The sequence below is a fragment of the Sphingobium sp. B1D7B genome, from assembly GCF_025961965.1.
Taxonomy (GTDB): Bacteria; Pseudomonadota; Alphaproteobacteria; order Sphingomonadales; family Sphingomonadaceae; genus Sphingobium.
Genome location: NZ_JAOQOR010000001.1, coordinates 3,423,160 through 3,441,408, shown reverse-complemented (window position 1 = coordinate 3,441,408; position 18,249 = coordinate 3,423,160). Strand labels below are relative to the sequence as shown.

Sequence of the window (18,249 nt, the reverse complement as noted above, 5' to 3'; positions counted from 1 at the left end):
CTGAAATTGAAGGCAGGTCGACCGCATGACTAGAAGAATCAATGGCTTCATGGTGGCGATCGCGCTCGGACTGAGCACGCTCGCGCCATCTTCCGCTTTCGGGCAGGCAGAACAGGCTGCTGCGCCCGCGGCGTCGACTGCGGAAGCCGCACCGGCCGCCGCCGCTGCGCCCGCAGCTCCCGCCGCGCCGGCGTTCGATCATGCCGCGCCGGTCGAAGGCATCGGTCAGCCTGCCGTGGGCGAGACGACCTTCCAGAAGCAGGTGACCTCCACAGGCAATTATGCGCTGTGGATGCACAATGTGATTCTGCTGCCGGTCATCACGGTTATCTCGCTGTTCGTGCTGGGGCTGCTGCTCTGGGTCGTGGTGCGTTATCGTCGCGCCGCCAACCCGGTGCCCTCGCGCACCTCGCACAACACGGCGATCGAGATCGTCTGGACGCTGGCGCCGGTGCTGATCCTCATCGGTATCGCCATTCCGTCGATCGACCTGCTGGCCAAGCAGTTCAAGCCGGCCCCCGCCAACGCCATCACCCTCAAGGTGACCGGCTATCAGTGGTACTGGGGTTATGAGTATCCCGATCTCGGCATCGGCGAATACGTCTCCAACATGCTGCCGCCCGAAGAAGCGCTCAAGCGTGGCGAACCCCGCCTGCTGGGCGTCGACAATCGCGTCGTCCTGCCGGTCGGCGTGCCCATCAAGGCGATCATCACTGCGGCTGACGTGATCCACTCCTTCTCGATTCCCGCGTTCTGGGTGAAGGAAGATGCTGTGCCGGGTCGTCTCAACGAGAAGACCTTCACCATCGAGAAGGAAGGCGTCTATTACGGCGTCTGCTCGGAGCTGTGCGGTGCACGCCATGGCTTCATGCCGATCTCGATCGAAGCGGTGAGCCCCGAGCGGTTCGCACAGTGGGTCCGCTCACAGGGTGGCCAGATGCCGGGTGACGCAGCCGCGCCTGCCGCTGCCGCCGAAGCACCCGCCGCCGCTCCTGCTCCCGCCAACGCCGAGACGCCCGCTGCGGCGCCCGCGACTGCATCCTGAGGACTTCCAAGATGAGCACCACAACCGCAGACGATTTCCACGGGGCGCACGCCCATGGCGATCATGATGCCGATCACAAGCCGGGCTTCTTCGTCCGCTGGTTCATGTCGACGAACCACAAGGACATCGGCACGCTTTACCTGATCTTCGCGATCATGGCCGGCGTCATCGGCGGCGCCATCTCGGGCCTCATGCGTCTCGAGCTGGCTGAGCCGGGTATTCAGTATCTCCAGCATTGGGCCACCTTCGCGGACGGTCCCGATGCGACGATCGATCAGGCCTATCACCTCTGGAACGTGCTGATCACGGCCCACGGCCTCATCATGGTGTTCTTCATGGTGATGCCGGCGATCATCGGCGGCTTCGGTAACTGGTTCGTTCCGATCATGATCGGCGCGCCGGACATGGCCTTCCCGCGGATGAACAATATCAGCTTCTGGCTGCTCATCCCTGCCTTCCTGCTCCTGCTCGGCTCGGCCTTCGTGCCCGGCGGCACCGGCAATGGCGCGGGCACCGGCTGGACCGTCTATGCCCCGCTGTCCACCAGCGGCAGCCCTGGTCCGGCGGTCGACATGGCGATTCTCTCGCTGCACATCGCGGGCGCCAGCTCCATTCTGGGCGCGATCAACTTCATCACCACCATCTTCAACATGCGCGCACCGGGGATGACCATCCACAAGATGCCGCTGTTCGTGTGGTCGGTGCTGGTCACTGCCTTCCTGCTGCTGCTCGCACTGCCCGTGCTGGCTGCGGCCATCACCATGCTCCTGACCGATCGTAACTTCGGCACCGTCTTCTATGACGCCGCCGGCGGTGGCGACCCGGTTCTCTATCAGCACCTGTTCTGGTTCTTCGGCCACCCCGAAGTGTACATCATGATTCTGCCGGGCTTCGGCATCGTCAGCCAGATCGTGTCCACCTTCAGCCGCAAGCCCGTTTTCGGTTATCTCGGCATGGCCTATGCCATGGTCGCCATCGGCGTCGTCGGCTTCATCGTGTGGGCGCACCACATGTTCACCACCGGCATGACCGTGAACATGAAGATGTACTTCACGGCCGCCACCATGGTCATCGCGGTGCCGACGGGCGTGAAGATCTTCTCGTGGATCGCCACGATGTGGGGCGGCTCGATGAGCTTCAAGACCCCCATGGTCTGGTCGCTTGGCTTCATCTTCATGTTCACCGTTGGTGGCGTGACCGGCGTGGTGCTCGCCAATGGCGGCATCGACGATAACCTGCACGACACCTATTATGTGGTTGCGCACTTCCACTATGTGCTCTCGCTCGGCGCCGTGTTCTCGCTGTTCGCAGGCTTCTACTACTGGTTCCCGAAGATGTTCGGGAAGATGTACAACGAGTTCCTGGGCCAGCTCCACTTCTGGGTGTTCTTCATCGGCGTGAACATCATGTTCTTCCCGATGCACTTCCTGGGCATGAGTGGCATGCAGCGCCGCGTGCCGGACTACACCGATGCGCTGGCCTATTGGAACGGCATCGCCTCGTTCGGTTATGCGATAATGGGCGTGGGCGTTCTGATCTTCTTCGTGAACGTCTTCATCTCCCTGCTGGCTGGCAAGAAGGCCGCTGCCAATCCGTGGGGTGAGGGTGCCACGACGCTGGAATGGACGCTGTCCAGCCCGCCGCCGTACCACCAGTTCGAAACTCTGCCGGTCATCGATTGATCGACAGCGGGTTTCACCCGCGAGCCGCCGTCTTCAGGGTGGCGGCTTGAACAGACAAGATGGCGATCGGGGGCGCGCAAGCGCTCCCGCTTGCGATATGAACTGACGAGTTGAACTGAACGCAAGGTCAGAGGTTTTGGCGAGCAAGGCATCGATCATGGGCACCGCGCCACAACAGTCTCCGCTTGGCGGGTCGACGGTTCCGCTCCCCGCGGACTGGCGCGATCTGCTCGCGCTGACCAAGCCGCGCGTGCTGACGCTCGTCGTATTCACCGGCCTGTGCGGATTGCTGGTCGCACCCGGCAGCCTGTCTCCGGTGCTCGCCTTTACCGCTATTCTCTGCATCGCCCTCGGCGCTGGTGCGGCAGGTGCGCTCAATCAATGGTATGAAGTCGACCGCGACGCGAAGATGAAGCGCACCGCAGGTCGTCCGCTGCCTGCCGGCCGGATGAGCCGGGAAACGGCGCTGCATTTCGGCGTCGGCCTCGCTGCCTTTTCTGTGTTGCTGATGGGCTTTGCGACCAACTGGCTCGCCGCCGGCATCCTGGCGACGTCGATCCTCTTCTATGTGTTCATCTACACCATCTGGCTCAAGCCACGCACGGCGCAGAATATCGTGATCGGTGGTGCGGCCGGTGCCTTTCCGCCATTGATCGGCTGGGCGGCGGTGACGGGCGATGTGGCGCTGCTGCCCATCGCTTTGTTCATGCTGATCTTCTTCTGGACCCCGCCGCACTTCTGGTCGCTCGCGCTGTTCGTGCGGATGGATTACGCCAATGCGGGCATCCCGATGCTGCCGGTAGTGGCCGGGGAGGTGACCACCCGCCGCCAGATACTGGGCTATACCAGCATCATGGGCGTCGCCGCGCTGGCGCCGGTGGTCCTGCGGCTGACCGGCCCGATCTACGGCGTGACCGCTTTGCTGGCGACGGCGGTGTTCGCGGCCATGGCCCTGCAGGTCTCGCTGCGCCGGGAGAGCAATCCCGCCCAAATGAAGCCGGAGCGGCGGCTGTTCAAATATTCGGTTCTCTATCTTTTCCTGCTCTTCGGCGCGGTTGTCGTCGACCATTGGGTGTTTGCGGTATGACCCCTGAAGACCAGAAACTCATTCAGGAACGCCAGCGGGCGCGGGCGCGGATCATGGCGTGGATCCTCGCCGCATTGGTCGTGCTTTTCTTCGCGATCACCATCGCGAAAATGGCCTGAGGAGCGGCGCGATGACGACGATTGCTGGAAAGCGCGTGAGTAACCGCAAGACAGCCCTGCTGGCTGCGCTGGTGGCGGTGGCGATGCTCGGCCTCGGCTTTGCGGCGGTCCCGCTCTACCGCCTATTCTGTCAGGTTACCGGCTTCGGCGGGACCACTCAGCGCGTCGACGCCGCAGAGGCCGCCAAGGCGGTCTCGCTGCAGACGCAGGGCCGGCAGCTGTCGATTCGGTTCGACTCGAATATCGGCGGCGGCATTCCGTGGGAATTCTACCCCGAGAAGCGCCGCGTGACCGTGGGCGTCGGCGGCAAGTCGATGGCGATCTTCATCGCCAAGAACACCTCGAATAAGCCGGTCACCGGGCGGGCCGTGTTCAACGTCACGCCCGAATATGTCGGCAAATATTTCAGCAAGGTGCAGTGCTTCTGCTTTACGGAGCAGACCTTGCAGCCGGGGCAGCAGGTGCGGATGCCCGTGCTGTTCTACGTCGACAAGGCGTTCCTTGATGATTCTGACGGCAAGGACGTCCAGGAAATCACGCTGAGTTACACATTCTATCCGGTTGAGAAGCCGGACGACCAGAGCTAAAGAAGCGCGCAAACGAGCGCTCGGATAAAGCGCTTAGATACAGGGAATACGATATGGCCGGCGCCAAGAATCACGATTATCACATTCTCCCCGCCAGTTTCTGGCCGTTGATGGGCTCGATGTCGGCCCTGGTGATGGCGCTGGGCGCCGTTGCCTGGATGCACCCCTCTGAAATGGGCAGCTGGGGCGGCGCGGGCTTCTTCCTCGGTCTGGCCGGCGTACTCGCCACCATGTTCTTCTGGTGGGCGGACGTCATTCGCGAGGCGCATGCCGGCGATCACACCCCTGTCGTGCAGCTTCACCTGCGCTATGGCATGATCCTGTTCATTGCCTCGGAAGTCATGTTCTTCGTGGGCTGGTTCTGGGCGTTCTTCGATTTCAGCCTCTTCCCGACGGCCCTGCCGCCGATTGACGGCCTGTTCCCGTCCGAGGGCATTGAGGTCCTCAATCCCTTCGAGCTGCCGCTCCTCAACACGCTGATCCTGCTCTGCTCGGGCACCACCATTACCTGGGCGCACCATGCGATCATCCATGGCGACCGGGACGGCCTGAAGAAGGGCCTGTGGCTCACGATCATCCTCGGCATCGTCTTCACCTGCGTGCAGGCCTATGAATATGCCCACGCGCCCTTCGCCTTCGGCACAACGCCTTATGGCTCGGCCTTCTACATGGCGACCGGCTTCCACGGCTTCCACGTTCTGGTCGGCACGATCTTCCTGATCGTCTGCCAAGTGCGGGCCTATAAGGGTCACTTCACGCCGCGCCAGCACTTCGGGTTCGAGGCGGCGGCCTGGTACTGGCACTTCGTCGACGTGGTGTGGCTGTTCCTGTTCGTCTCGATCTATGTGTGGGGCGGCTGGGGAGCTCCGATGCACGCGGGCTGATCGGCCGGGGAGCACGGCATGTGCGGCGCCAAGGCCCATGCTTGCTCCTCATCTATCGATAGCAAAGGCGACGCGCGGAAAGCCCTTCCGCGCGTCGCTTCGTTTCCGGCACGCGGCATTGCGAAGGACAGGTTGGATGAGCGAGACTAAGCCCGCAGAGGCGCCAAAGGCAGCCGCTGTCACACCGGCTTATCTGGTCAAGGCGAGCGTCAAGGCCCGCTGCCCGCGCTGCGGCGTCGGGCCGCTGTTCGATGGCTGGGTACGATTCGCGCCGCGCTGCCGGGCCTGCGGGCTGGATTTGGCCGCGTTCAATGTCGGGGATGGCCCTGCGGCCTTCCTCATTCTGATCGTCGGCGGGCTGGTCACGGCGCTGGCTCTGATGGTCCAACTGGCCGCCGATCCGCCATTCTGGGTGCATATCCTGCTCTGGGTGCCGCTCACCACCGCGCTGGTCATCGGCTGTTTGCGCCTGTCCAAGGCAGCACTGCTGATCATCGAATATCGCAACAAGGCGCGCGAGGGGCGCATTGCCGATGCGCGTCAGCCGGGCGAGGGCGCGCCATGAGCCGCCGCGTGCCGCTGGTGCCGACCGTGCTGGTTGGACTCGCCGTCGCCGTGATGATCGCGCTGGGCATCTGGCAGATCGGTCGCGCCCAGCAGAAGGAGGCCGCGCTGGATGCCTGGCGCGCGAATCTGCATCTGCCGCTCACCGCCTATCCCCGGCAGAACCCAACCGATCAAAGCTACATGTTTCGCCGTCTCGCGGCCCAGTGTCTGCGCGTGGTCGACTGGCAGGTGATCGGCGGTCGGGCGCGCAGCGGCGAGACCGGATGGCGGCACATCGCATATTGCGCGACCGGTGCCGAAGGGCCGGGACTTGTGGTGGACATGGGCGTGAGCGTGCGGCCGGATGGCAAGACCGACTGGCAGGGCGGCCCGGTGACTGGCACAGCCACCCATGAGCCGGACAATTCCTCGCTGATGGCTCGGGTGCAGGGCAAGGCATCGCCCTTGCGGCTGATGATCGTTGCGGACGAGCCGGCGCCCGGGCTGCTCGCCTCCGCGCGGCCCGATCCCTCATCCGTGCCCAATAATCACCGGTCCTACGCGGTGCAGTGGTTCCTGTTCGCCACGATCGCGCTGGTGATTTATGCGCTCGCCCTGCGCAAGCGCTGGCGGGGCGAAGCGCGCGAGGGTTGATCCACTCCGTTGCGCTACGGCAGCCACAAGGCTAAGGGCCGGTCATGCAATATGTGAGCACCAGGGGGCGCGCGGCTGCGCTGGATTTCGAGGGCGCAACGCTGGCAGGGCTGGCGAGCGATGGCGGGCTGTATCTGCCCGAGCATTGGCCCAGCTTTTCCGCCGACGAGTTGGAGGCCATGCGCGGCCTCTCCTATGTCGAGACTGCCGTTCGCGTCATTCGCCCGTTCGTGGGCGATTGCCTGAGCGAAGACGAACTGCGCGAGTTGTGCACGCAGGCTTATGGCCGCTTCTCTCACGCCGCGGTGACGCCGCTGGTGCAGCTCGATCATCAACACTGGCTGCTTGAGCTGTTCCACGGGCCGACACTGGCGTTCAAGGACGTCGCGCTGCAGATGCTCGGCTTGCTGTTCGAGAAGTTCCTCAGCCGGCGCGACACGCATCTGACCATCGTGGGTGCCACGTCCGGCGACACCGGCTCAGCTGCGATCGATGCCGTCGCGGGCCGTGCCAAGATCGACATCTTCATGCTCCATCCCGCAGATCGCGTGTCCGACGTGCAGCGCCGGCAGATGACGACGGTGCTGGCGCCGAATGTCCACAACATCGCCATCGAGGGCAGCTTCGACGATGCGCAGGCGCTGGTGAAGCGCATGTTCAACGATGCCGAGTTCGCCGGCCGCTTCGATCTGTCGGCGGTGAACAGTATCAACTGGGCGCGACTCGTGGCGCAGGTGGTCTATTATATCTATGTCGGCGTGCGCCTCGGCGCGCCGCATCGGCAGGTCGCCTTTTCCGTGCCGACCGGCAATTTCGGCGATGTGTTCGCCGGCTATGTCGCAGCGCGCATGGGACTTCCCATCGAGCGGCTGATCGTGGCCACCAATGTGAACGACATTCTGCACCGGGCGCTCTCGCAGGGCGACTACAGCCAGGAAGGCGTCGTGCCGACGGCCACGCCCAGCATGGACATTCAGGTCTCCTCGAATTTCGAGCGGCTGCTGTTCGATCTCGGTGGGCGCGATGGGCTGGCGCTGGCCGAGCAGATGAAGGGCTTTGAGGCGACAAAGGCCATGCGCCTGACGAACGCGCAGCGCGACGGGGCGTCCAAGCTCTTCTCGTCCGCGCGCGTCGATGGCGACGACATGTCGCGGGCGATGCGCTGGGCTTATGATGCGGCCTCTCAGGTCATCGACCCGCACAGCGCAGTCGGCCTTGCGGCGGCCCATGCCGTGCCGCTGGATCCGTCCGTGCCGGTGGTGACGCTTGCGACGGCGCATCCCGCCAAGTTCCGCGATGCCGTGGAACGCGCAACGGGTGTGCGCCCCTCGCTGCCGTCACGCGTGGGCGATCTGTTCGGGCGCGAGGAGCGCTATGTGACGCTGCCCGGCACGTTCGAGGCAGTAACCGAATATATCGCGGAACGCGCCACACCGCGCCGTGGGTAAGACCGATGATCGCTCGCCCCTCCCCTTCAGGGGAGGGGTTCGGGGGTGGGGGCGATGCGGAGCAGCGCTCGCGCAGCGATTAGGCTCATCTGTAGCAAGCCCCACCCCAACCCCTCCCCTGAAGGGGAGGGGCTAGATGTCAGTCACGCCCTCCCCCCTCCCACTCGCCACAATGGTCGGCGAGCCCTGGGGCGATTATGGTCTCATCGATAGCGGCGCCGGTCGCAAGCTGGAGCGCTATGGCCCCTATCGCTTCATCCGCCCGGAGCCGCAGGCGATGTGGCAGCCGGCGCAGGCTGACTGGGACGCGCATGGCAGCTTCATCCCCGCCTCGGACGAGGATGGCGGCGGGCGCTGGCATTTCGACAAGCCGATGCCGCGCGATGGCTGGCCGCTGCGCTGGGAGGAAGCGCGCTTTCAGGCAAGCTGCACGCCCTTCCGGCATCTCGGCTTCTTCCCCGACATGGCCCCGGTCTGGCAATGGGCACGCGAGCGGCTGCACGGAGTCGACGCGCCCCATTTCCTCAACCTGTTCGGCTATACCGGCGTTGCCACGCTGGCCCTTTCCGCGACCGGGGCGCAGTGCGTGCATGTCGATGCCTCCAAGAAATCGGTCGCGCAGGCGCGTGCCAATGCGGCACTCTCCGGCATGGAGAGCAATCCCGTCCGCTGGATCATCGACGATGCCGCCAAATTCGTGGCACGCGAGGTGCGGCGCGAGCGGCGCTATCATGGCATCCTGCTCGATCCGCCCAAATATGGCCGAGGGCCGGATGGCGAGATCTGGCGGCTTGAGGAAGACCTGCCCGGCCTGATCGCCGATTGCCGCCGCTTGCTGGATGGCGAGAGCCGCTTCCTGTTCCTCACGGTCTACGCCGTGCGCATGTCCGCCCTGGCAATCGGTGAACTGCTCCGCGCGCATCTGGGCGATCTGCCAGGACGGATCGAATGCGGCGAGCTGGCCGTGCGGGAAGAGGCGCGGGGGCTGTTGCTCCCCACCGCAATCTGGGCGCGCTGGACGCGGGACTGAGGGGCTTTCGGGGGGAGGGGTTCGCTCGTAGAGTCAGCGCACCGCAAGCGCCTGCGTAAACCCGCCTACCTTTCCGTTCGTGTCGAGCGAAGTCGAGACACGTCCAGCGCTGAGCTTGGTGTCTCGACTTCGCTCGACACGAACGGGGAAGAGGGAAGGCCTGGTATGCGGCGCCCCTCAATCCAGCCCTACCTAATCCCGTCCCGCCCTTAGCGCCGCACCGCCCGCGACGGGCGCCACCACCCACAGTAACAGCGAGCAGGCCGCGACCAGCTTGAGCGCGCTGTCGCTGCCAAATTGCAGGGCCCCGGCACCGAAGATCAGGATCGGCACCGCCAGCGGCAGCACCAGCAGGCCGGTCAGCGCGCCGCTGCCCCGCAGGCCGGCGGTGAGCGCTGCCACCAGCAGGGCGAGCGCGGCAAGGCCGGGCGTGCCAAGCGCCAGACCGATCATCACCAGCCGCAGCATCTCCGGCTCCAGCTTGAGCAGGGCCCCGGCCGGCAGCGCGGCGATCAGAAGCGGCGGGCCAAAGCTCAGCCAATGCGCGACGCCCTTGGCAAACAGGATCGTGCCTTCCCCCACGCCGCGCAGCACGAGCTGGTCGATCACGCCGCTGTCGCGGTCCGGCTCGATCAGCCGGTCAATGGGCAGCAGGCTGGCCAGCAGCGCGGCGACCCACAGCAGTCCTCCGCCGGTCTGGCTGAGCAGCGTGGCATTGGGGCCGACCGCGAAAGGAAACAGCGCCGCAATCAGCAGCAGAAAGGCCAGCGGCAGCCAGATGCCACCGCTCCGCCACGCCCGGCCAAGGTCGCGCAGGATGATCGGGCCGATCATGCGTCGCGCTCCTCGCCCGCAGCCGGGGCCGGCGCATGAAGGTTGATCACCGCGTCCTGCGTCCAGGCGAGGGGCATATGCGAGGCTGCGAGCACAATGCCGCCGCGCGCACGGTGCTCGTCGACCAGGGTGCCGAGCTGCGCGGCAGAGGCGACGTCGAGGCCGTTCGCCGGCTCATCCAGCAGCCAGATCGGCGCCGCGGTGATCAGCGTGCGCGCCAGCGCGGCGCGCTTGCGCTGGCCAGTCGAGAGCATCCGCACCGGAATATCGCGCAGATGTGCAATGGCGAGGTCATCGAGCGCGGCGTCGATGCGCGCGGACGGCGCTTCGTCCACCTTGGCCCAGAAGGCGAGGGCATCGTGCACCGTGCGGTCACGGTCCAGCGCATCGAGCTCGTCGGTCAGCGCCACCGCGCCCTCGCAGGTCACCGTCCCCGCAAAGGGCCGCAGAAGCCCGGCAATGATGCGCAGCAGGCTCGATTTGCCGATGCCGTTCGGCCCCGCGATCTGTGCGCTGCCGCCTGCCGCCAAGCTGAGATTGACGCCGGCGAACAGCAGCCGTCCCCCGCGCAGGCAGGCGACATCCTCCAGCCGGAGCGCTGCGCCGCTCATGGCTTGACGGTCCATGCGCGCGTGGCCGAGAAGGGGGCGCGCGAAAAGGAGACCGCCATGCCAAGGATCGCCCGTCTCTCCGACGAGGAGCGCGCGCAAGCGCTCAGCACCGTCCCGGCCTGGAGGCTATCGGATGATGCCAGCGGCATTTCGCGCAGCCTGAGGTTCGATGATTTCGTCGCCGCCTTCGGGTTCATGAGCAAGGTCGCCCTGCTGGCCGAACGCGCCGATCATCACCCGGAATGGTCGAACGTCTATAATCGCGTGGATATTCGCCTGACCACCCATGATGCCGGGGGCCTGAGCGCGCGCGACATTGCCCTCGCCAAGGCGATCGACGTGTTGCTCTGACGGGGAGGGGGCGGGGGAGACGGCGCATCAGAAGACAGGCGTATTATAATGATGCCATGCCATCAGCGCCATGGCACTGCGGTGCGGGCGCCAGGCTTCGGCCAGCGCCCGGGTTTCGCGCTCGGCTGGGCGACTGTCGAGGCCCATGATCTGCCCGACCGCGATCTGCACGGCGAGGTCGCCCGCCGGCCAGATGTCCCTGCGGCCTTCCGCGAACAGCAGATAGATCTCCGCCGACCAGCGCCCGATGCCCTTGATCCGCACGAGCGCGGCAATGGCCTCCTCATCATCTTGTGGCAGAGCGTGCAGGTCCAGCCCGCCGCTGACCACCAGTTCAGCAAGGCTGCGGGCATAGCCCTGCTTCTGGCGGGAGAGGCCGCAGGCGCGCAGCGTATCGAAATCCTGCGCCAGCAGGGCATCGGGCGCGCATCCGGCGCCGAGTGCGGCCTCCAGCTTGCTCCATACGGAGGCTGCCGCGGCGACGCTCACCTGCTGGCCGACGATGGTGCGCAGCAGCGTTTCGTATCCCGGCTCACGCTGGCGGGACGGGGGGTAACCGAGCCGCTCGATCAACGCGGCGATCGCCGGCTGATCTGCCGCCAGCGCATCCAGCGAAGTCCGCAATGCGGCATCATCGAGCATGGTTCGTCCCAGGATAAAGAGCGGCGCGCGTCGCCGGGTTGATTTCTGTCCAGCAGCCCCTCATAGCGAGCCAAACCATGGTTTGGAGATAAAAATGCCGCAATTGACGGTTGTGACACGGGACGGCGCGCGCCACGAGATCGAGGCCCAGAATGGCCACACGGTCATGGAAGTGATCCGCGACAACGGAATCGACGAACTGCTGGCCATTTGTGGCGGCTGCTGTTCCTGCGCAACCTGCCATGTCTATGTTGACGAGGCTTATGCGGACAAGCTCCCGCCGCTCAAGGGCGACGAGGACGATCTGCTCGACAGCTCCGAGCATCGCAATGCCTCCAGCCGTCTCTCCTGCCAGATCCCGGTCAGTCCGGAGCTCGAGGGCATGGTCGTCACGATCGCACCGGAAGACTGAGCGCTTTGGCCCGGTGCGCGCCAGCGGGCGCCCGCCGGGTCTAGTTGTCCACCCGGGTCCAGACCTGTGATCGGCAGCCGATGCGGCCGATCAGGCAGCCTTGCGCGCTCAGCGTCCGCTCGTTGACCAGGGTGATGGTGCCGGAAAAGGTCTTGCCGATATCCGGTACGAACACCTTGCCCCGCCAGACATTCTCCTTCTCGGGCACGAAGCCGCTGAACAGGCGCGCGCCGATCAGATTGTCCATCCCGCCCTTGCGCGCATCCGCGCGGGCTTTTTCGCTGGCTTGAATCACCGTCCCGCACATCGCCGTGCCGCAGCGATGCGCGCGCACCTGCACGCTGCGCTGCGGATTGGTCCAGATGCCAAGCGATTCGCTTTCCGCCGCGCGGCCTGCGCTAGCGCTTAGAGCGGCGCTAGCGATCAGCAGCCCAAGGCTTGCGTGCACCCTCATGGCAGCGGAGCCACGCGTAGCACGGCCATTGGTGCATCCTTGGTGGCCGGGGTGACCTTCCAGACGATCCGTCTTTGTCCATCCATCATGGTTTCGGCGCCTTCTTCCTGATTCTGGCTGACGATCTCTGCCGACGTGGTCAGCGTGAATGTCCCGTCCAGAAGCCCGCCAGGGCTCTCACGACCGCTCGCCGTGCCCATCGGCAGGGTGGCGGCATCGCTATCATTGGCAAAGCCGGGAGCCTTCACGCGCACGCGATCCTTGCCGCGCAGTTCGATGGCGAGGAAGGGAAGGACGACTTCCCCATCCGGGTTGAACGGGAAAACGAAGCCATGGTCGAGCCGCCCGCTGATCCGGTAATCGATGGCCAGCTTGCGGTCGCCGATGTACCGCGCGGAACGGTAGCCATATTCCTTGCTCAGCGCCTCGGCGAGACGCCGGAGTTGCGCCTCATCGTCGGCATCGGCGTCGTCCGCAGTCCCGCTCTTGCTTTGCGGCTGGCTGGCGATCTTGAACATCTGCGCATCGTCCGTCGCGGCATCGGTGGCGTCGTCGTCTGCGGCATTGTCTTCATCCAGCAGCCCGTCGGTCATGTCGGACGGACTGCTCTTGAGCAGCTGCACCTCACCCACATAAGCGAAGGTGAAGCTGCGGTCGGCCTTGATATCGAGCGTCGCCGCGAATCGCGTCGGCACGAGCAGGCAGCTCGAAAGCAGCAGGGGCGCGATCAGCACCAGCAGCCAGCGCGTCATCATCGCCCGGTTCGTCAATCGCTCATCCCCCGCGAGGCACGGCGCCAGGCTTGCGCCTAGCGCGTCATGCAGGCGTATAGCGCGATTGCCGCGGCGTTGGAAACGTTGAGGCTCTCCATGCGCGGGCTGATAGGCAGGCGAGCGACCATGTCGCAGTGATTGACGCTGTTCAGGCGCAGACCTTCACCTTCGGCGCCCAGCACAAGCGCGACGCGGGTGGTATTGTCCAGCGCACCCGCGATCGTATCGCGTGCGTCGCCATCGAGCGCGATGCGCCAATAGCCGGCCTCGGCGATTTCATCGAGCGCGCGGGCGAGGTTCACCACCCGCACCCAGGGAACGATTTCCAGCGCGCCGGCTGCCGCGCGCGCGATCACACCCGATTCGGGCGGTGCATGACGGTCTTGCGTGACGATGCCCAGCGCATTGAAGGCCGCGGCCGAGCGCAAAATCGCGCCGACATTGTGTGGGTCGGTCACTTGATCGAGCACCAGGATCGGCCGGCGCGCCTGTTCATCCGGCACGCCCTGTTCCAGCAGATCGCCGAGCCAGATATCCTCCAGCGCTTCCACCTCGGCCACAAGGCCTTGATGTGGCGCGTCGCCCGGCACCATGCGGCCCAGATCCGCCACGTCCGAATAGACGATCGGCAACACCGGCGGCAGATCGAGCGCGGCCAATGCCTCGCGCGTGCCCCAGATCTTGCGAATCACCCGGTCCGGATTGGCGAGCGCAGCCGTGATGGCGTGGCGCCCATAGAGCCTCGGATACCCGCCTTTCGGCTTTCCTGTTCTGTGTCCCCGTTTCATGCGTGCGCTTTTCCACAGCATGGCATTGACAGGCAAGGCCCCATTCGCCATTGAGCCGCCTCCAATCCGTTTGACGGCCCTGCCGTCCGGGTCAGGCGCCTCTGGAAGGGTGGCCGAGTGGTTAAAGGCAGCAGACTGTAAATCTGCCCGCGTGAGCGTACGCTGGTTCGAATCCAGCCCCTTCCACCATCTCCCATGATGAGCAGTTGAAACCGCGTCCCCCGGGACGGAAGCCTGAATCAGCGCAATCGATCGATTGCATTGTCCGTAGGCCCGCTTATCCGGCGCGGACCATCCGAGCCCATAAATCGTCAGCGGGTGGCCGGTGGCAGTCCGTTATTTGCGAATCCCGGCAGCTTCCCGATCTGGTCGGCGGGCAGATCGAGCCCGGATTCGATGCGTTGGAGCAACATCGAGAAGAAGTCATAGCCTTCCCGCACCTTCTCCTCGGAGACGTCCTCAAGCAAATGCGCGCGCAGGCTGGCGGCGATTTCGAGCATATGGGCCAGCGTCTGATAGCCCTCTGCCGTCAGGCGCATCAGCTTGTTGCGCCGGTCGCTGGGATCGGGCAGCCGCTCCACCAGTCCCTCGGCTTCCAGCAGGTCCAGCGTGCGAGTGAGGGTAGGGCCTTCGATCCCGACGCGCTTGGCGATCTGGATCTGGGTCGTGCCGGGCGGTGCATAGGCGATGGAGGACATCGCCTCCATGCGCGATGCGCTTTGGCCGATATCCCGCAGCTTCTCATCGACCAGCGCGCGCCAGCGGCGGGCCAGCATCACGATGGTGATGGTCAGCGCCATGTCCGGGGAGGGATAGCCGGATTTCGGTGGCAGGACCTTGCCGAAGATTTCAGCTTCGCTGCCTGCCGTCTTGGGAGCGCTTTTCATGCGATGCTGTTCCTTCGTTACCTTGTCAGCAGGGCGCGATCGCCCAAAAGATCGCAAAAACCGCTGCGATCGGCAAAATTAGTTTGCGCGTGAGCAATGTGCAACCGCCCGCGCGACCTGTCTTGTCTGCAACCGTTCAGGGGCGCGTTGGGAGGCAAGTGGCGGACGCCCAATGCGCCCGCCACACCCTTGTCAAAAGCGCAACCGCGCGCCGAGGAAGAAGCGCCGGCCAAGCACATCGTAGGTACTCGGGTCCGTGACACCGGACTGCGAAGAGCCTCCCTGCGCGAGCGTGCCCGCCCGCACGCCGAGGCGCGGGGGCTGCTTGTCGAACAGATTGTCCACGCCGAACCGCAACTCCACAGTGGATGTCGCTGCGATCCGCCCTGAGAGATCGAAGATGTCATAGGCGGGGATTGGGAGTTCGGTCGCGGTCGTGCTGGTCGCGTAGGTGAAGTAGCGAACCTTGGGCAGATGACGCCATGTCAGGCTGATCGCCCCCGGCCCGAAATTATAGGCGACATTGGTCGACAGCTTCCATTTGAACTGCGCACTATACTGGTTGCTGCCGATGGTATCGCGGTAATCGGCCGTCGGCCCGCCCGGCAAGCTCTGAACGTCGAACTTGTCGAGATAGTTGAACGCGATATTGGTGGTGAACGATCCCTCATCCCCGAACAGCCCAGGCGCCGGGACGGTCCAGTTGAGATTGGCATCGATGCCTGCGGTGTGGATTTTACCCAGATTCTCGAAGAAGGCGCGGGTCGCCGACCAGAAGCCACTTTGCGGCTCACGGATGATCCGGGTGCAGAACTCGTTGCCGGGATCGTAAGTGGGATTGCTCGTCCCATCGAAGTTGAAGCACTGGCGGTAGACATAATCGGTCGACAGGGTCGAGACGGCGCCTGCGATCTTGATATTATAATAGTCGACCGAGAGGGTCAGCCGGCTGAGCCATGGGGAATCCCGCCATGGCGAGCGGATGACCATGCCGGCCGTGAAGGTGCGGGCTTCCTCGGATTTGAGATCTGGGTTGCCCAATGTGACATCCCGCCCGAGCGGGAACAGCTGCGGCTGATTGCCGACGAAATCCGGACCGATCGGAAAGCCGCCTGAGATCGCGGAGCAGAGTGCCAGAACCTGTGCGCGATCCGGGTTGTCGGCGCGATTGCCATAACCGGGATAGGCGGAATTGTTGGCGTGGGTCGCGCACGGATCGCCGCCGGGCCAGTTGACCACGGTGTAGATGCCCGGCTGGAAGATTTCCGCGATGTTCGGTGCGCGGTTGGCCACCTGATAGCCGCCGCGGAACTTCAGCCAGTCATTCACGTCCCAGTCGCCAGTGACTTTCCATGTGCCGACCGAGCCTGCCGTGTTGTAGCTCGAGTGACGATAGCCCGCATTAAGGTTCAGTGCCTGAATGAAGGGCAGATCGGACAGAAGCGGGATCAGGACCTCGCCGTAGAAATCCTTGACGAAGATCTTGCCTTCCGTTCGCGAGACGCCGGGCAGGCTGATGACGCCGCTGTTGATCGTCTGCGCGTTGAGCGGGCCGCTGGGCTCATAGAAGAAGTTGTTTTCGCGATAGGACGCGCCGGCCGCAAAGCGCACTTCTCCGGCCGGCAGGTCGAACAGTCCGCCCTGGAAGTTCACTTCAGCCTGCGTCTGCCCGACGACCGTCTCAGCCTTGATGTTCGCTTGGATCAGGTCTTGGCAGTCCTGCGAGACCGGGGCGGTGGTGAACGGGTTGAGGCCGCTCGTGCAGCTTGCGGACATGCCGAGGCTGGGGTGCAGAAAGGTTGTTCCGGCGCCGTAATTGGGTAGGCCGATGAGCGTCTGGTAGGCATCCAGATCGATGAAATTCTCATAGCGCGTAACTTGCGAACTCTTGCCGTGACCGCCGAAGACATCGAACGTCCAGTCGCGAATGCCGACATTGCCGCGGAAGCCGCCAATCACCTCATAATTATAGGTGTTCGTTTCGGTGCGCGAGGGGCCCATGAACGTCATCGATTGATTGAGCGACCATGGCGCATTTGGGCGGGAGCGGCTGCGCAGGATGTCGCAGAGGTCCTGCGGCACAGGATGCCCCACCGCCGCGCCACATGTCGCGGCGTCGAAAGTGATACCCGCGTTCAGTTGACTAAACGCCGTGGCATAGGTGGATTGGGTCTGGACGTTGTTCTGGTCGAACTTGGCCTGAACATAGGCCGTAATGTCATCCGTGATGTCGTAATGCGCGCTGCCGAAGAAGGAGATTCGCCGCAGCGGCAACTGGAGATAGCCTTCCTTGCTGACGAAGGAGGCATTGCCGTTCTCCAGGATTTTCACATTGGGGTCGGTGCCGTTGTAATTGGGTGCGGGCGCACCAGTCACGCGGCCGACGACGCCCGAGAAGATCGTGGCATCGAGCGGATTGGCGGTCTTGTTGAAGAAGAAGCTGGTCGACAGGCCCGGCCCGGCAATCGTGACTTCGCCCGGCGCGAAGCCGTAGCGCGCGAACACCTGATTGACGGCCGCCTGGGACGGGTTGCCGGCTGGTGTGCCAAAGTCGAAGCCGGCCACCACGCCCGGTACGCCGGTCGTATTGGTGCGCGGCGTAACGCCGAAGCTGCTGCCGAAGAAGACCGCGCCGCCGCTGCTGGCGGGATCGGTATAACCGGCCTGATAGAAGGGGCGATCCGCCTGATAGATGATGTCGCGGTCCTGATAGGTCACGCCCAGCATGGCGTTGCCGCGTCCATCGGCGAAGTTGCCACCAACAAGCGCGGATATCTCGAACTGCCGGCCATCGCCACGTTCGCTGATTCCCATGCTGGTATCGATCGTGACGCCGGAATAGTCGCGCTTGAGCTTGAAATTGACGACGCCGGCAACGGCATCCGCGCCATAGGTTGCGCCCGCGCCGCCGGTGATGACCTCGACGCTGTCGAGCGCTGCCTTCGGAATGGTGTTGATGTCGACCACCAGTGTCGCATTGGCCGGCTGGGTGCGCCGTCCATCCAGGAGGACCAGCGTTCGATTGGCGCCGATGCCGCGCAGGTCGAGCGTCGCGATACCGGGGCTGTTGGTCGGTGTGGCCTGCACGTCAGATCCGGCCAGACCGGTCAGGCCGGCGCCGCCGCGACCGGTTGCGCCGACGCCGCCTGTGAACTGCGGCATTTCCTTCAGGCCCTGATCGATGCTGAGATCCGAGGAAGACTGCAAGGTGTCGCTGGTCACGGTGGTCAGCGGCGTCGCTGAGGTATAATCGCGGCGCACGATCCGCGATCCGGTGATGACGATCGCCTGCGTCTCCTGCGCGTCCGCCTCGGTGGACTGGGCCTTTGCCGGGCTTGGCGCATTGAAGGCAAAGGCGAGCGCCGTGCAACTCATCAGGGCACGCGCCGTCCATCTGTCAGTTCGTGGGTTCATC

20 protein-coding genes and 1 tRNA gene are annotated in these 18,249 nt (G+C 64.6%); 13 read left to right on the top strand and 8 right to left on the bottom strand.

All coding sequences use genetic code 11. From position 1 onward, the window contains the following. Window positions 1-25 precede the first annotated feature (25 nt). The 10 genes from coxB (at window position 26) to M2336_RS16045 (ending at window position 9,082) form a co-directional block, all read left to right on the top strand. Window positions 26-1,045, top strand: coding sequence for a cytochrome c oxidase subunit II (coxB, locus tag M2336_RS16090; RefSeq protein ID WP_181560189.1), 1,020 nt, complete (start codon window positions 26-28; stop codon window positions 1,043-1,045). An 11-nt stretch (window positions 1,046-1,056) separates the two neighbouring features. Beyond that, window positions 1,057-2,727: a cytochrome c oxidase subunit I gene (gene ctaD, locus M2336_RS16085; RefSeq protein WP_181560188.1), complete on the top strand. Its 1,671-nt coding sequence runs from the start codon at window positions 1,057-1,059 to the stop codon at window positions 2,725-2,727. Between the two features lie 157 nt (window positions 2,728-2,884). Beyond that, on the top strand, window positions 2,885-3,814 hold the full coding sequence (locus tag M2336_RS16080; protein ID WP_264573259.1) for a heme o synthase: 930 nt from the start codon (window positions 2,885-2,887) through the stop codon (window positions 3,812-3,814). After that, complete coding sequence (locus M2336_RS16075; RefSeq protein ID WP_264570860.1) at window positions 3,811-3,933, top strand: hypothetical protein; 123 nt, start codon at window positions 3,811-3,813, stop codon at window positions 3,931-3,933. Before M2336_RS16080 ends, M2336_RS16075 begins: the two co-directional genes overlap by 4 nt. Window positions 3,934-3,944: 11 nt before the next feature. Further along, complete coding sequence (locus tag M2336_RS16070; RefSeq protein WP_264573258.1) at window positions 3,945-4,520, top strand: cytochrome c oxidase assembly protein; 576 nt, start codon at window positions 3,945-3,947, stop codon at window positions 4,518-4,520. A 53-nt stretch (window positions 4,521-4,573) separates the two neighbouring features. Beyond that, on the top strand, window positions 4,574-5,404 hold the full coding sequence (locus tag M2336_RS16065) for a cytochrome c oxidase subunit 3 (RefSeq protein ID WP_181560186.1): 831 nt from the start codon (window positions 4,574-4,576) through the stop codon (window positions 5,402-5,404). Between the two features lie 136 nt (window positions 5,405-5,540). Beyond that, a complete protein-coding gene (locus M2336_RS16060; RefSeq protein ID WP_264573257.1) occupies window positions 5,541-5,969 on the top strand; it encodes a DUF983 domain-containing protein in 429 nt (142 codons plus the stop codon). Then, a complete protein-coding gene (locus M2336_RS16055; RefSeq protein WP_264573256.1) occupies window positions 5,966-6,604 on the top strand; it encodes an SURF1 family protein in 639 nt (212 codons plus the stop codon). Before M2336_RS16060 ends, M2336_RS16055 begins: the two co-directional genes overlap by 4 nt. 44 nt (window positions 6,605-6,648) lie before the next feature. Next, window positions 6,649-8,052, top strand: coding sequence for a threonine synthase (gene thrC / locus M2336_RS16050; RefSeq protein WP_264573255.1), 1,404 nt, complete (start codon window positions 6,649-6,651; stop codon window positions 8,050-8,052). 136 nt (window positions 8,053-8,188) lie between these two features. After that, window positions 8,189-9,082, top strand: coding sequence for a class I SAM-dependent methyltransferase (locus tag M2336_RS16045; RefSeq protein ID WP_264573254.1), 894 nt, complete (start codon window positions 8,189-8,191; stop codon window positions 9,080-9,082). Between the two features lie 192 nt (window positions 9,083-9,274). On the opposite strand, the gene M2336_RS16040 is transcribed toward M2336_RS16045, so the two are convergent. Beyond that, window positions 9,275-9,916, bottom strand: a complete 642-nt coding sequence (locus M2336_RS16040; protein ID WP_264573253.1) for a heme exporter protein CcmB — start codon at window positions 9,914-9,916, stop codon at window positions 9,275-9,277. Next, entirely contained in the window at window positions 9,913-10,527 is a 615-nt protein-coding gene (ccmA, locus tag M2336_RS16035) for a heme ABC exporter ATP-binding protein CcmA (RefSeq protein ID WP_264573252.1), read from the bottom strand. The genes M2336_RS16040 and ccmA overlap by 4 nt, the downstream gene beginning before the upstream one ends. 57 nt (window positions 10,528-10,584) lie before the next feature. Here ccmA and M2336_RS16030 point away from each other — a divergent pair, with 57 nt between their 5' ends. After that, window positions 10,585-10,878: a 4a-hydroxytetrahydrobiopterin dehydratase gene (locus M2336_RS16030; protein WP_264573251.1), complete on the top strand. Its 294-nt coding sequence runs from the start codon at window positions 10,585-10,587 to the stop codon at window positions 10,876-10,878. A gap of 27 nt (window positions 10,879-10,905) precedes the next feature. Here the strand turns inward: M2336_RS16030 and M2336_RS16025 are convergent, their stop codons facing one another. Further along, window positions 10,906-11,520 carry a DNA-3-methyladenine glycosylase family protein gene (locus M2336_RS16025; protein ID WP_264573250.1) on the bottom strand — a complete coding sequence of 205 codons (615 nt, stop codon included), beginning with the start codon at window positions 11,518-11,520 and terminating at the stop codon, window positions 10,906-10,908. Between the two features lie 94 nt (window positions 11,521-11,614). On the opposite strand from M2336_RS16025, the gene M2336_RS16020 reads away from it, so the two are divergent. Further along, window positions 11,615-11,932 (top strand): 2Fe-2S iron-sulfur cluster-binding protein, encoded by a 318-nt coding sequence (locus M2336_RS16020; protein ID WP_264570850.1) that lies wholly within the window; start codon window positions 11,615-11,617, stop codon window positions 11,930-11,932. A gap of 40 nt (window positions 11,933-11,972) precedes the next feature. Here M2336_RS16020 and M2336_RS16015 read toward each other — a convergent pair whose 3' ends face one another. Genes M2336_RS16015 through M2336_RS16005 form a run of 3 tightly spaced genes read right to left on the bottom strand, consistent with a single transcriptional unit; the run spans window position 11,973 to window position 13,947 of the window. Further along, window positions 11,973-12,386: a DUF2147 domain-containing protein gene (locus M2336_RS16015; protein ID WP_264573249.1), complete on the bottom strand. Its 414-nt coding sequence runs from the start codon at window positions 12,384-12,386 to the stop codon at window positions 11,973-11,975. Continuing rightward, the gene (locus tag M2336_RS16010) at window positions 12,383-13,156 is read right to left on the bottom strand and encodes a hypothetical protein (protein ID WP_319801645.1); all 774 of its coding nucleotides are present in this window, start codon (window positions 13,154-13,156) and stop codon (window positions 12,383-12,385) included. The genes M2336_RS16015 and M2336_RS16010 overlap by 4 nt, the downstream gene beginning before the upstream one ends. A gap of 38 nt (window positions 13,157-13,194) precedes the next feature. Continuing rightward, entirely contained in the window at window positions 13,195-13,947 is a 753-nt protein-coding gene (locus M2336_RS16005; RefSeq protein WP_264573247.1) for a TrmH family RNA methyltransferase, read from the bottom strand. A gap of 103 nt (window positions 13,948-14,050) precedes the next feature. Between M2336_RS16005 and M2336_RS16000 the strand changes: the two genes are divergently transcribed. Further along, window positions 14,051-14,136: transfer RNA gene (locus M2336_RS16000), tRNA-Tyr, on the top strand. A 122-nt stretch (window positions 14,137-14,258) separates the two neighbouring features. Here M2336_RS16000 and M2336_RS15995 read toward each other — a convergent pair. Next, complete coding sequence (locus M2336_RS15995; RefSeq protein ID WP_264573246.1) at window positions 14,259-14,834, bottom strand: MarR family winged helix-turn-helix transcriptional regulator; 576 nt, start codon at window positions 14,832-14,834, stop codon at window positions 14,259-14,261. Window positions 14,835-15,026: 192 nt separating this feature from the next. Beyond that, on the bottom strand, window positions 15,027-18,248 hold the full coding sequence (locus M2336_RS15990) for a TonB-dependent receptor plug domain-containing protein (protein WP_264593200.1): 3,222 nt from the start codon (window positions 18,246-18,248) through the stop codon (window positions 15,027-15,029). Between the last annotated feature and the right edge of the window lies 1 nt (window position 18,249).